10 protein-coding genes are annotated in these 13,374 nt (G+C 67.7%); 7 read left to right on the forward strand and 3 right to left on the reverse strand.

The window, feature by feature from the left end; genetic code table 11:
* Window positions 1–25: 25 nt before the first annotated feature.
* Genes ACWEOZ_RS10705 through ACWEOZ_RS10715 form a run of 3 tightly spaced genes read right to left on the reverse strand, consistent with a single transcriptional unit; the run spans window position 26 to window position 2,990 of the window.
* Window positions 26–931 (reverse strand): carbohydrate ABC transporter permease, encoded by a 906-nt coding sequence (locus tag ACWEOZ_RS10705; RefSeq protein WP_451910495.1) that lies wholly within the window; start codon window positions 929–931, stop codon window positions 26–28.
* Between the two features lie 11 nt (window positions 932–942).
* The gene (locus tag ACWEOZ_RS10710; RefSeq protein ID WP_451910496.1) at window positions 943–1,833 is read right to left on the reverse strand and encodes a carbohydrate ABC transporter permease; all 891 of its coding nucleotides are present in this window, start codon (window positions 1,831–1,833) and stop codon (window positions 943–945) included.
* Window positions 1,830–2,990 carry an ROK family transcriptional regulator gene (locus ACWEOZ_RS10715; RefSeq protein WP_451910497.1) on the reverse strand — a complete coding sequence of 387 codons (1,161 nt, stop codon included), beginning with the start codon at window positions 2,988–2,990 and terminating at the stop codon, window positions 1,830–1,832. Before ACWEOZ_RS10715 ends, ACWEOZ_RS10710 begins: the two co-directional genes overlap by 4 nt.
* Before the next feature lie 158 nt (window positions 2,991–3,148).
* On the opposite strand from ACWEOZ_RS10715, the gene ACWEOZ_RS10720 reads away from it, so the two are divergent.
* From ACWEOZ_RS10720 to ACWEOZ_RS10750, 7 genes are all read left to right on the forward strand, one after another.
* The gene (locus ACWEOZ_RS10720) at window positions 3,149–5,344 is read left to right on the forward strand and encodes an alpha-galactosidase (RefSeq protein WP_451910498.1); all 2,196 of its coding nucleotides are present in this window, start codon (window positions 3,149–3,151) and stop codon (window positions 5,342–5,344) included.
* Window positions 5,345–5,763: 419 nt separating this feature from the next.
* A complete protein-coding gene (locus tag ACWEOZ_RS10725; RefSeq protein ID WP_451910499.1) occupies window positions 5,764–6,897 on the forward strand; it encodes a glycosyl hydrolase in 1,134 nt (377 codons plus the stop codon).
* Window positions 6,898–6,928: 31 nt separating this feature from the next.
* A complete protein-coding gene (locus tag ACWEOZ_RS10730; protein ID WP_451910500.1) occupies window positions 6,929–7,909 on the forward strand; it encodes a GDSL-type esterase/lipase family protein in 981 nt (326 codons plus the stop codon).
* On the forward strand, window positions 7,909–9,282 hold the full coding sequence (locus tag ACWEOZ_RS10735; RefSeq protein WP_451910501.1) for an extracellular catalytic domain type 1 short-chain-length polyhydroxyalkanoate depolymerase: 1,374 nt from the start codon (window positions 7,909–7,911) through the stop codon (window positions 9,280–9,282). The genes ACWEOZ_RS10730 and ACWEOZ_RS10735 overlap by 1 nt, the downstream gene beginning before the upstream one ends.
* A 26-nt stretch (window positions 9,283–9,308) precedes the next feature.
* A complete protein-coding gene (locus ACWEOZ_RS10740) occupies window positions 9,309–10,733 on the forward strand; it encodes a ricin-type beta-trefoil lectin domain protein (RefSeq protein WP_451910502.1) in 1,425 nt (474 codons plus the stop codon).
* Between the two features lie 90 nt (window positions 10,734–10,823).
* Window positions 10,824–12,182 carry a lectin gene (locus ACWEOZ_RS10745; RefSeq protein WP_451910503.1) on the forward strand — a complete coding sequence of 453 codons (1,359 nt, stop codon included), beginning with the start codon at window positions 10,824–10,826 and terminating at the stop codon, window positions 12,180–12,182.
* Between the two features lie 55 nt (window positions 12,183–12,237).
* Entirely contained in the window at window positions 12,238–13,365 is a 1,128-nt protein-coding gene (locus tag ACWEOZ_RS10750) for a cellulase family glycosylhydrolase (RefSeq protein WP_451910504.1), read from the forward strand.
* Window positions 13,366–13,374 lie beyond the last annotated feature (9 nt).

The following is a 13,374-nucleotide window of genomic DNA, read 5'->3' on the forward strand; positions in this document are numbered from 1 at the left end:
TTCCGATCCGAGGGGAGAGGGGACGTCATTTAATGCCGGTGAATCCGATGGAGTTGATGACCCGGCGCCCGAGAACGGCGAACAGCACCATGATCGGCAGCGCGGCGACGAGGGTGGCGGCCATCAGGCCGGCCCAGTCGGGCGTGCCCCGCTGGGTCTGCGACTGGAACACCCCGAGCGCGACGGTGAGCACGCGCACGTTCTCCGACTTGCCCACCAGCAGCGGCCAGAAGTAGTCGTTCCATGCGGTGATGTAGGTGAGGATCGCCAGCGTCGTGATCGGTGCCTGGTTGAGCGGCACGATGATCCGGAAGAAGATGCGGGCGTGCCCGGCGCCGTCGATGCGCGCCGCCTCCTCCAGCTCACGGCTGGCGTTGAGGAAGAACTGCCGCAGGAAGAAGATCGCGAACGGCGTCATCAGCAGCCCGGGGAGCACGATGCCGAGGTAGGTGTTCAGCAGGCCGAGGTCTTTGATGAGGATGAAATTGGGCAGTGTGGTGAAGATCGGCGGGATCATCAGGGCGCTGAGGAACAGGAAGAACACCTTGTCGCGACCGGGCCAGGAGAGCCGGGCGAAGGCGTACGCCGCCATCGCGCTGAAGAAGACCTGGCCGGCCGTGACGAGCGTCGCGACGATGACCGAGTTGCGCAGGTACAGCCAGAAGTTGACGGAAGCGCCGGAGCCTCCTTCGGAGATCGCCTCCGCGGTGGTGGACAGCCCGAGCACCCGCTTGTAAGCGCCGAGGGTGAAGTCCACCGGGAGCAGCTCGCCCGAGCCGGCGGCCAGCGACCGGGTGTTCGACAGCGAGGTGCGCAACATCCAGTAGAAGGGAACCAACGTCACGATCATGACGACGACGAGCGTGGCCCACCCGGCCGTACGGCCCCACGGGATACGCCGCCGGTCCGGTCGCGGCTCGGCGATGGCCATGGCTGGGCCTTTCACGACAGATCCGAGTGGGAGGCGCGGGTCAACCGCAGCTGCGCGTACGCGACCCCGGCCAGAATGATGAACAGAGCGAACGACAGCGCTGAGGCGTAGCCGAAATCGAACCGGGCGAAGGCCTGCTCGAAGATGTAGTAGTAGATGACCCGGGTGGCGTTGATCGGTCCGCCGGTGGTGGTGACCGCGACCGTGTCGAAGACCTGGAACGAGCCGATGACGGTCAGCACCAGCACCAACGCCATGACGGGGCGCAGCAGCGGCAGCGTGACCCGCCAGAACGTCTTCCACTCGGAGGCGCCGTCCAGTGCGGCGGCCTCGTAGACCTGCTTCGGAATGGCCTGCAGGCCCGCGAAGACCAGCAGGGCGGTGTAACCGACGTGGCGCCACGTGTTCACCAGGGCGATGGTCGGGATCGCCGTGGTGGTCTCGCCGAAGAACGCGACCCGGTCGATGCTGAGCCACTCCAGGAGCTGGTTCACCACACCGGTCTGGTAGTCGAGCATGGAGTACCAGACCAGCGCCGCGATGACGTTCGCGATCAGGTACGGCAGCAGGATGATGCTGCGGATGGTCAGCGACTTGGTCAGCCGGTGCATGAGGACGGCGAGCAGCACCGCGAACACCGTCTGCACGGCGATGTTGATGACCACGTACTCGAGGGTCACCACCAGGGCGTTCCAGAACAGGTGGTCGCCGATGAGGCGCTCGTAGTTCTCGAGCCCGACGAATTCCGGGGCGCTGAGCAGGCTGTAGTCGGTGAAGCTCAGGTAGAGCCCGCGGACGGCCGGCCACAGGTAGAAGGTGAGGAAACCGACGGCCGCCGGGCCGAGGAAGATCAGGGCCGCGGGTACGTCCCGGAGGCGTCGGCTCCGTGCCGCCGTCCTCATTCGCCCGTCACCTGGTACTGCAGTGCGGCAACCGCGGCGCCCCGGGCCCATTCGTTGAACGCGAAGGGCCTGATGACCACGGGTACCGGAGCAGCAGTCCAATGGGTGTGCTGGTCGAGAGACGCGTGGAACGCGGCGTCGCCGATACTGATCATGGCGATCGCCTCACCCGAGAGGATGACCACGTCGGGGCCGGTCAGGTTGGCGACGGTGGCGACAACCTGGCCGAGCGCGCGGCCGGCGTCGTCGATGACCCGGCGGGCGACGATGTTGCCGTCCCTCGCCAGGGCCAGGCAGTCCTCGAAGGTCAGGTCGGGCCGGTCCAGGGTCGACCGGATACCGCGCCGTACCGCGGTCGAGGTGGCGTAGGCGCGGGCGCAACCGCGGTGACCTTGTTCGCAGAGCGGCCCGTGGTCGTCGATGACGAGGTGACCGATCAGGCCGGTGGCCCGGCTGTGACCGGTGGCGAGCCGGCCGTTGATGACCAGTCCGCAGCCGATACCGGCGCCGACGGTGATCAGGGCGAAGGAACGCTGCCCCACGCCGGCGCCGAACCAGTGCTGGGCCGCGGTGAGAGCGCGTACGTCATTGTCGAGGACGACGGGTAGCCCGGTCCGGTCTCGCACGAGGTCGGCCAAGGGCACGTCCCGCCAGCCCAGGAACGGGGAGGCGTGCACCACCGGATCGCCGGGGAAGACGACGCCGGCCAGGCTCAGCCCGAGGCCGGCGATGCGGTGGCCCGGGTCGCTGAGCTGGCGGACGGCGGTCGCGATCTGCTCGACGATGGCCTCGACGTCGTGGTTGGGCAGGGACAGCCGGGCCTCCGCCTGCACAGTGGCCGACAGGTCGGTCCGGACGCCGAACAGTTCGTCCGCGGTGAGTTTGATGCCGACGAACTGGGCCCGGCTCGCGTCCACGGTCAACGGCAGCGAGGGCCGGCCCACCGTGTTGCGGGTCTCGACGGGCTGTTCCCGCAGGTAGCCGTTCTCGAGCAACGGCTTGGTCAGCTTCGTCAACGCCGAGGGGGACAGGTCGAGCCGGCGCGCCACCTCTGCCCGCGACATCGGTCCGTGCACCAGCAACTCGACGAACACTGACCGCATGGCGTCGGTCACGCTCGCGGTCCTGGTGGCATCGATGTGTAACACGCCAGACATGCTCACTCCGTTTATTCACGGTGTCAAGTAAAAGAGGACTTCCGAAGGCCTCAGGCCGGTACGGGTCCGACATAGCGGCCTCTTTTGTTGACGCCATGTAGATACCGGGTTACGGTCCCGGTACTCCATCGATGATTTGGGATGTCACCGTGCCCGTCATGCCACTCAGCCCGGACCACGACTCGTGGTGTCTGCGCACGCCCGGCTCGTGCTACGTCGTCGCGGTGGAGACCGACGCCCGGACCGGGGAAGCGTCCGTCCTGCAGAAGTACTGGGGACCCGCGCTCACCGTGGACGCCGCCCACCAGGTCGTGGGCCTCACCCGAGGCCCGTCGACGCCGGACGGGGCCGGGCGGCACGTGACGAGTTTCGCCGAGCCGGTGGAGATCGAGGAACTCTTGCCGGTGACCGGAGGACGGCGCTGGGGATCAGCTGCCCTCGAAGTCTCCTTCGGCGCGGTCCGCTCGGTGGAACTGCAGTTCCAGTCGGCGAAGGCCGACGACGAGCGCCTCGACCTGAGCCTGATCGACCGGCACTTCCCGCTCGAGGTGGTGCTGTCCTTCCGGGCCCGGCCCGACAGCGACGTGATCGAGCGTTGGGTGACACTGCGCAACACCGCCTTGCCGGGTTCGGATCCCGACATCACCATCACCCGGCTGTTCTCGGGCAGCTGGTTCCTGCCGGACGCGGACGACTACCGCTACACCGGCGTGGCCGGCGCCTGGGCCGAGGAGTTCCAGCTGCAACGGGGCCGGCTGCCCATCGGCGAGCTGACCTACACCAGCCGTCAGGGCATCACCGGACACCAGTCCAACCCCTGGCTCATGGTCGATGCCGGTACCGCCACCGAGACCGAGGGCGCGGTCTTCGGCGTGGCTCTGGTCTGGAGCGGCAGCTGGCGACTGACCGCCACCCGACGTCCGGAAGGCGGCGCGGCCGTGGCGGCCGGATTCGGGCACGAGGGCCTGCAATGGCCACTGTCACCCGGCACCGAACTGGTCAGTCCGCCGACGCTCGGGTTGTACTGCGAAGGCGGGTTCGGTGCGGCCAGCCGGGCCTGGCACGACTACACGCGGGCGTACGTGCTGCCGTCCGCCGATGAGCTGCGGCCGGTGCTCTACAACTCCTGGGAAGCCACCGGTTTCGGCGCGACCGCGCAGGGCCAGCTCAAGCTGGCGCGCACCGCGGCGGCCCTCGGGGCGGAGCTGTTCGTCATCGATGACGGATGGTTCGCCCGCCGGGACGACGCGACGTCCTCGCTCGGTGACTGGTGGCCGCACCCGGAGCGCTTCCCGGACGGGCTCGGTGTGCTGTTCGACGAGATCCGCGACCTCGGCATGCGTGTCGGCCTCTGGGTCGAGCCGGAGTCGGTCAGTCCGGACAGTGAGCTCTATCGCGCTCATCCGGACTGGGTGCTGCGGATGGACCACCGGCGGCGCGACACGAAACGCGAGCAGCTGGTGCTGAACTTCGCGCGTCCGGAGGTCGGCGACTGGGCGCTCGGCTGGCTGACCCGGCTGGTCGCGGAGCTCGGCATCGACTACCTCAAGTGGGACGTCAACCGGCCGTTCACCCAGGCCGGCTGGCCGGAACGGCCCGCGGACCAGGATCTGCTGTGGATCGATCACACCCGCAACGTCTACCGGGTGATGGACGACCTGCGCGCTCGGTACCCGGCTCTGCGCATCGAGGCGTGTTCCGGCGGTGGCGGCCGCGTCGACCTGGGCATTCTCCAGCATGTCGACCAGGTGTGGCCGTCGGACAACACCGATGCCAAGGATCGCCAGATCGCGCAGCACGGCTTCTCCCAGCTGTACCCGGCGTCGGCCATGGGCGCCTGGGTCACGGACACGCCCAATCCGAACACCGATCGCGACATGCCGTTGCGCTACCGGTTCCACGTCGCGATGGCCGGAGTACTCGGCATCGGTGCCGACGTCGGCCGGTGGGCCGCCGAGGAGCTGGCCGAGGCGCGTTCTCTGGTCGACGCGTACAAGCAGGTCCGGCCGACTGTGCAGCAAGGTCGCCAGTACCGGCTCGGTGGTGCCCCTGGCGCCGAGCGGTCGGCGGTGCAATACGTTCTCGGTGCCGAGGTGGTGGTCCTGGTCTACAACCCGCTCGGAAACGCCAAGAGCGGTCCGCGCCGGCTCCGGCTCGCCGGGCTGGATCCGGACGCGACCTACGAGGTGGTGGCCGGTGGCGTCGCCGTGCCGGCGCACGGCCGGCTCACCCACCGGTCACGGTGGTACGGCAGCGTTCTCATGTCCGTCGGCATCCGGCCCGCGGCCTGGGAGCCGATCGGCGCCGACTATCGCAGCGATCTCGTGGTCCTCCACCGGGTCCGCACCACCTGACAGAAGAATGCCGTAGTTGCCGCTCTCCCATTCGAATATCGGCCGGCGAACGGATGCCTGCCCGTGCGGTAACGGTTCTTTCCGATTCCGCGGGGTGGGCCCGGCGTGCGTGCATTCCCGTTTCTCGGTGATTAACATTTACATGCATCAATGTCTTGACCCGGTCACGCCGAGGTCGTAGGTTTACGAATCAGCAACAATGGACGGCGTGGAGAAACGTCGTCATCGCGGTGGCCGGACTTCTCCCGCCTGGCCGATACCACCCCGATCGACCGGTTCGGACCGGGCCATTCGGCAGTGACAAGAAAGCTTATTGCCGATTGTCGATCTGCCGTTCCGTCCGGTGGCGCCGTTGCGAGGCTCGCGTTCCGGTCCGGCTGCCGTATCCGGCAGTCGCCCCCGTCCCCGGAAGGAAACCCATGCGACGAAGCAAGACCATGATGCTCACAGTGCTGGCCGGCCTGCTGGTCAGCGGATCACTCCTGGCCGCACCCGTGGCCCAGGCAGCCGACACGGCTCCCAACGGATACCCGTACTGCGTCAACGGATCGTCATCGGATCCGGACGGTGACGGGTGGGGCTGGGAGAACAACGCCTCCTGTGTCGTCCGGGGGTCCGCGGCCGACCCCGGCGCCGGCAGCACGTCGTGCTCGGTGGCCCCGGCCGACCCGGCGGCCACGACCTCGGCCCGGCGCCTGCTGTGCTACCTCTACAGCGTCTACGGCAACCACATTCTCTCCGGCCAGCAGGAGTCCACCTGGAACGGCGGCCCGGACTACGAGATGAACTACATCTACAACATCGCCAAGAAATACCCGGCGATCCGGGGGCAGGACATGGGTGACTCCCCGGACTTCGGCGCCCGCGGACTGTCCTGGTGGAACGCCGGCGGAATCCCGATGGTCGGCTACCACATGGGCTCACCGGCGCAGGACACCGACGGCTATGCCGGCTCACAGATGAACGCCAACATCAGCGCCGCGCTGACCTCCGGAACCGCCGACAACAACCGGCTCAACACCCGTCTGAGGAAGTGGGCCGACCAACTCAAGGTCATTCAGAACGGCGGCGGAGCTGTCATCTTCCGCCCATGGCACGAAGCGTCCGGCACGTGGTTCTGGTGGAGCAAGGAAGGCGCGAGCCAGTACAACCGCCTGTGGATCTACACGTACAACTTCATGCGCAATGCCGGCGTCCACAACCTGGTGTATCTGCACCCGTTCAACGGCGCCCCCGCTGCCGCCTGGTATCCCGGTAAGCAATATGTGGACATCGGCGGTGCGGACACCTATGCCGGCGACCACGGCCCCCAGACCTCGATGTACAACGCGGCCAGGTCCGTCTACGGCAGCACCATGCCGATCGCTCTGCACGAGAACGGGCCGATCCCCGATCCGGCGCAGCTGCAGTCCAGCGGCACCAAGTGGGTCCTGTTCAACACCTGGCACAGCACCTGGATCACCGACACGAGCAAGAACTCCGCCAATGACATCCGCACTTTCTACACCAGCTCATACGTCCTGACCCGGGATGAAGTGCCGAGCCTCCGGTAGGAACGCGGCCGTACCGAAAGGAGTGAGAACAATGAAGAAGCTCATGGGCCTGCTCATCGCCCTTACCGCCGTCGTCGCGTCGGTCCTGCTCGTGGCCCCGGCCGCGAACGCTGCCGCGCCGACCCGGATCATGCTGCTCGGTGACTCGATCACCGGTTCCAACGGCTGCTGGCGCGCCCTGCTCTGGCAACATCTGCAGTCCAGCGGACACACCAACGTCGACTTCGTCGGCACACTGCGGAACACGTACTGTGCCGGCTCGTTCGACGCCGACAACGAAGGCCACGGCGGCTACACGGCGACCGGTATCGCCGACAACAATCAGCTTCCGGGCTGGTTGTCGGCGACCAACCCGAACGTCGTGGTGATGATGCTCGGCACCAACGACGTCTGGGGCAACCGGGGAACACCAGCGATCCTGGCCGCGTACACCAAGCTGCTCGGTCAGATGCGGGCCAACAACGCCGACGTCAAGGTGCTGATCGCGCAGATCCTGCCGATGGCGCCCAGCGGATGCGGCAACTGCAACGCCAACGTGCAGAACCTGAACGCCGCCATCCCCGGCTGGGCCTCGGCGAACAGCACCAGCCGCTCGCCCGTCCGGGTGGTCGACCAGTACACCGGATTCAACCCGGCGCAGGACACCGTCGACGGCGTGCATCCCAACGACGGCACCGGCATCCGCAAGCTGGAGGCGAGGTTCTATCCGGCGCTGACCGGGCTGCTCGGTTCGACGACCACTCCGACCCCGCCCGGCACGGCGCCGAACGGGTACCCGTACTGCGTCAACGGATCGTCGTCGGACCCGGACGGTGACGGCTGGGGCTGGGAGAACAACGCCTCCTGCGTCATCCGGGGCTCGAAAGCCGATCCCGGCGCGAGTTCCGGGGGCACGGCGCCGAACGGCTACCCGTACTGCGCCAACGGATCGTCGTCGGACCCGGACGGTGACGGCTGGGGCTGGGAGAACAACGCCTCCTGCGTCGTCCGCAGCGGTAGGGCGGACCACTGATGAGCAGAAGCCGGACCACCACCTGGCTCCGTGCCGTCATCGCGGCACTGACCACCCTCGCCGCCGCCGCCCTCGGCACCCTTGTCGCCGCGCCGCCGGCCGCCGCCGCGTCACTGCAGCAGATCACCAATTTCGGCGCCAACCCCACCGGCACCAAGATGTTTCTCTACGTACCGGACAGCGTCAAACCCAACCCCGCGGTCCTGGTCGGTGTGCACTGGTGTCACGGCACCGCACAGGACTTCTACCAGGGAACGGGATATGCCTCGCTGGCCGATCGGTACGGCTTCATCGTCATCTATCCGTCCGCGCCTAGCAGCGACGGCTGCTGGGACGTGCACTCGACCGCGTCGCTGACCCACAACGGCGGCGGCGACTCCCTCGGCATCGTGTCCATGGTCAATTACGTCCGGCAGCGTTACGGCGCCGACCCCGACCGCACGTTCGTGACCGGTCATTCCTCCGGCGGCATGATGACCAACGTCCTTCTCGGCGCGTATCCGGACGTCTTCCGGGCCGGCTCCGCCTACGCCGGGGTCCCGTTCGGATGCTTCGCCGGCCCGGACCCGTGGAACTCCGCCTGCGCCAACGGCCAGATCAGCAGGACACCACAGCAGTGGGGAGACGCGGTGCGGGCCGCCTATCCCGGCTATTCCGGCGCGCGTCCACGCATGCAGCTGTGGCACGGCACCACGGACGACGTCCTGCGCTTCGCCAACTTCGGCGAGGAGATCAAGCAATGGACCAACGTGCACGGTGTCAGCCAGACGCCGACCTCCACCGAGCAGAACCAGCCGCGGTCCGGATGGACCCGTACCCGCTACGGCAGCCAGGTGGAGGCGATCCAGGAAACCGGTCAGCCGCACAACTTGCAGATCCTCGCCGACCAGACCATCCACTTCTTCGGGCTCGACGCCACGTCTCCCACGACGCCCTCGACGACGTCGGCCTGGCGAGGTCAAGGCTCGGGGCGCTGTCTCGACGTGCCCGGCGGTAATCAGGCCAACGGCACCCGGCCGGCGCTGTGGGACTGCAACGGCGGCAGCAATCAGCAATGGACCAGCACCTCCGGCAATGAACTTCGCACGGCGGGCGGCAAGTGCCTCGACGTCGACGGTGGGGCCACCGCCGACGGCACCGCGGTGCAGATCTGGGACTGCAACGGTGGCGCCAACCAACAGTGGCGGCTGAACGCAGACGGCACTGTTGTCGCCGTGAACTCCGGCCGGTGCCTGGACGTCACGGGCGCCGCTACGGCCAACGGATCCACGGTGCAGATCTGGAGCTGCAACGGCGGCAGCAACCAGCGATGGGCCCGTGCACTGCCCGCACTGACCGGAATTCAAAGCTCGAACGCTCCGGAGAAACGATGAGAACGAGCGGACGCCGCTTGCGGCGGATGTCATCAGTCGGTCTGGTTCTCGCCCTCCTGGTGGGTGCCTTCGGCATCAGCGTCGCCGGTGGCACGCCGGCGCACGCGGCGACCAACCAGTTCCACGGCGTCAACTGGGCCGATCCCCGCGACAACTTCCTCACCGATCCGAACGTCCCCGTCGGCTTGTCGAGGTCGGACACCTACGCGACCACGTACACCAAGGCCACGGCGATCCTCAAAGGGTTCCAGAGTTTCGGCTCGAACACGGTCCGGTTCGGTATCAACCCGCAGACCACGTCGTCGTCGTGGTGGAACAGCCTGGTCGCCGCCTACGATGCGGCCGACGCGCTCGGCATGAACGTGATGATCGCTCCCTGGCCGCCGACCGGCGGCCGGATCAGCGACATGAACGCGTTCTACACGATGTGGGACGTCGTCATCCGCAAGTACGGCGGTAACAGCCGGTTCTACTTCAACATCGTCAACGAGCCCTGGGGCTACAGCGCCACAGAGCTGACCGATCTCGCCGCTCAATTCCTCCAGCGGTACTCGACCATCCCGCGCGGCCGGATCGTCGTGCCCGGCCTCTGGTCGGACATCGACCTGTGTGCCGTCGGGGCCGACCCGCGACTGACCGGCACGCTGCTGTCGATCCACATGTACACCCTCGGCGGCGAGACGCATCCGACCGAGAACGACTGGATCGCCAGCTTCAAAGGCCGGCTGTGCGGATACGCCGATCGTGCCGTGCTCACCGAGTTCGGCGTTCCGATGAACACCGGCGTCAACTACAACGGCCCCCGCGACGGCAACAACAACGTCTCGTACTTCTACGCACTCACCGACACCGTACGCAGCCTCGGCATGGGTTCACTGCTGTGGACCGGCATCAAGGAAGCCGGCCAGACCCAAGGGCCGGGTCCCTGCTTCAACGCGTCCTGTGCGATCACGTCACTGAACGGCAGCGGCACGAACCTCTCGCTGACGATCACCAACCAGTCAGGACTTGACCGGCTGCGGTACGGCTGGGGCCTGGGCAGTACCACCCCGCCCGGCGGCGGCTCGGCGGCAGTGCTGCGGGGTGTGGGCTCCAACCGGTGCCTGGACGTACCGAACAGCAGCACCGCCAACGGCACCTCGCCGGTCATCTGGGACTGCAACGGCGGCGCCAACCAGCAGTGGACCTCGCTGTCCAACGGTGCGCTGCAGGTCTACGGGAACAAGTGCCTGGACGTGACCAACCACGCCACCACACCCGGCGCCGGTGTCGCGATCTGGGACTGCAACGGTGGCGCCAACCAGCAGTGGAACCTCAACCCCGACGGAACGGTCGTCGGCCGCGAGTCCGGCCTCTGCCTCGACGTCACCAGTGCCGGTACCGCCAACGGCACCGCCGTCGGCCTGTGGAACTGCACCGGCGCCGACCACCAGAAATGGACCAGGCGATAGCGGTGCCGACGCCGCCGGCCGGGTGACGCGAACGCGCCACCCGGCCGGTACGCCGATGAACCGCGCGACGACACGAAAGGTGTGAGGATCATGAAGGCGAACCTGGGCGCCGGACACGGCGACCGAGCACGCGACCACCAGCCGGAACACGAGCCCCGGCACCGGCCGGGTCGACGCCTCGCCACGGCCGCGGTCGCGGTCACGCTGGGCGTGATCACGGCGACAGCCGCGGTCCTGACCGGTTCCGCCTCGGCGGCCGAGAACTCCTATCAGCGTGGGCCGGATCCCACGGTGCAGAGCGTGGCGGCCGGCCGAGGCACGTTCGCCACCGCCGAGATCACCGTGCCGCGTGGTTTCGGGTTCAACGGCGGAAAGATCTACTACCCGACCGACACGAGCCAGGGCACCTGGGGCGCGATCGCGGCCGTACCCGGCTACACCGCTTCCTGGGCCGCTGAAGGGGCGTGGATGGGACCCTGGCTGGCGTCCTTCGGATTTGTCGTGATCGGCATCGACACCAACAGTCCCACCGATTTCGACACCGCCCGGGGCACCCAGCTGCTGGCCGCGCTGGACTACCTCACCGGGCAGAGCGCGGTACGGGACCGGGTCGATCCGAACCGGTTGGCCGTACTGGGTCACTCCATGGGCGGTGGCGGCGCTATCAGCGCCGCCATGCGCCGGCCCTCGTTGAAGGCCGCCCTGCCGATGGCACCGGCGTCGTTCTCCCAGAGCCTGTCCGACGTACGGGTGCCGACGCTGATGATGGGCGCCCGCGACGACGGAACGGTGACTCCGTCCTCGCTCAACACCTTGTGGGCCAGCAAGCCGGCCGCCACCAAGGGCGCCTATGTCGAGCTGACCGGCGGGGGCCACGGATTCCCGACCTGGGGCAACTCACAGGTCACCCGGCGGACGATCCCGTGGTTGAAGATCTTTCTCGACAACGACAGCCGGTACGGGCAGTTCCTGTGCCCGTCCCTGGCGGACTCCACCGGCGTCTCGCGGTACCTGAGCGAATGCCCCTACGGACCCACGAACCCTTCGTCCCCGCCGCCGTCGGCCGGCGGCACGATCGCCGGCGCGGCATCCGGACGATGCGTCGACGTGGTCAACGCAGCACAGGCCAACGGCACCGCGGTGGCGCTCTGGGACTGCAACGGCGGGTCCAACCAGCGATGGGAACGCACCAGCGCCGGGCAGTTGCGGGTCTACGGAAGCAAGTGCCTGGACGCCGAGGGCAACGGCACAACCCCCGGCACCAGGGCCATCATCTGGGACTGCACCGGCGGCGCCAACCAGAGATGGAACGTCGACCCCGGCGGCACGATCACCAGCGCCCAGTCCGGGCTGTGCCTGGACGCGGATTCCGCCGGCACCGCCAACGGCACCCGGGTGATCCTGTGGACCTGCACCGGCGGATCGAACCAGCGATGGGTCACCCGCTGACCCGAGGAACGTGCATCCGCCCGTTCCTGTTCACCACCAATCCACCGAGGTAGCCATGTTGAGAAAGCTCGCCTTCGCCGGCGCTGCCCTGGCCACAGTCGTGGCGTCGATCGTGCTCGCCGTTCAACCCGCGCAGGCCGCCACCGGGTTCTCCATCAGTAACGGACGTCTGCTGGATGCCAACGGCAACGACTTCGTCATGCGCGGCGTCAACCACGCGTACGCCTGGTACAAGGAGCGCAACAGCTCGTTCGCCGACATCAAGCGGACCGGCGCCAACACCGTCCGGGTCGTGCTCGACCTGAACGTGTCCGCCGGCGAGATCACCACCATCATCAACCTGTGCCGGACGAACCGGCTGATCTGCATGCTGGAGATCCACAACACCACCGGCTATGGCGACTCGGGCGGCGGCAACGCCACCCTGGCGCAGGCGGCCGACTTCTGGGTATCCCGCCGGAGCGTCCTGGTGGGCCAGGAACGCTACGTGCTGATCAACATCGGGAACGAGCCGCTCGGCAACAACAACGCCGGCAACTGGACCAGCTCCACCACCGGTGCCATCCGGACCATCCGCAATGCCGGCCTGCAGCACACGCTGGTGGTCGACGGCCCGAACTGGGGCCAGGACTGGTCCAACACGATGCGGTCCAACGCGCCGTCCGTCTTCGCCGCTGACACGCTGCGCAACACCGTCTTCTCGATCCACATGTACGGCGTGTACGGCCAGGCCGCCACCATCAACAACTACCTCAACGCCTTCATCAGCGCGCGCCTGCCGATCATCGTCGGCGAGTTCGGAAACAACCACTCCGACGGCGACGTCGACGAGAACACCATCATGGCGACCGCCCAGCAGAAGGGGATCGGCTACCTCGGCTGGTCCTGGAGCGGCAACGGCAGCCCGGTGGAATACCTGGACATGACCAACGGCTTCAACGCCGCCAGCCTCACCGCCTGGGGTCAACGGATCATCAACGGTGCCAACGGCATCCGGGCCACGTCGCGCGAGGCGTCGGTCTACGGCGGTACCACGAACCCGACAACGCCGCCGGTCGGTGGCGGTACCGCGCCGAACGGGTTCCCGTACTGCGCGAGTGCGGGCAGTGATCCTGATGGTGACGGGTGGGGCTGGGAGAACAGCGCCTCCTGCGTCGTGCGTGGCGGCCGAGCGGATCATTGAGATCAGCCC

The sequence above is a fragment of the Actinoplanes sp. NPDC004185 genome (assembly GCF_053603475.1).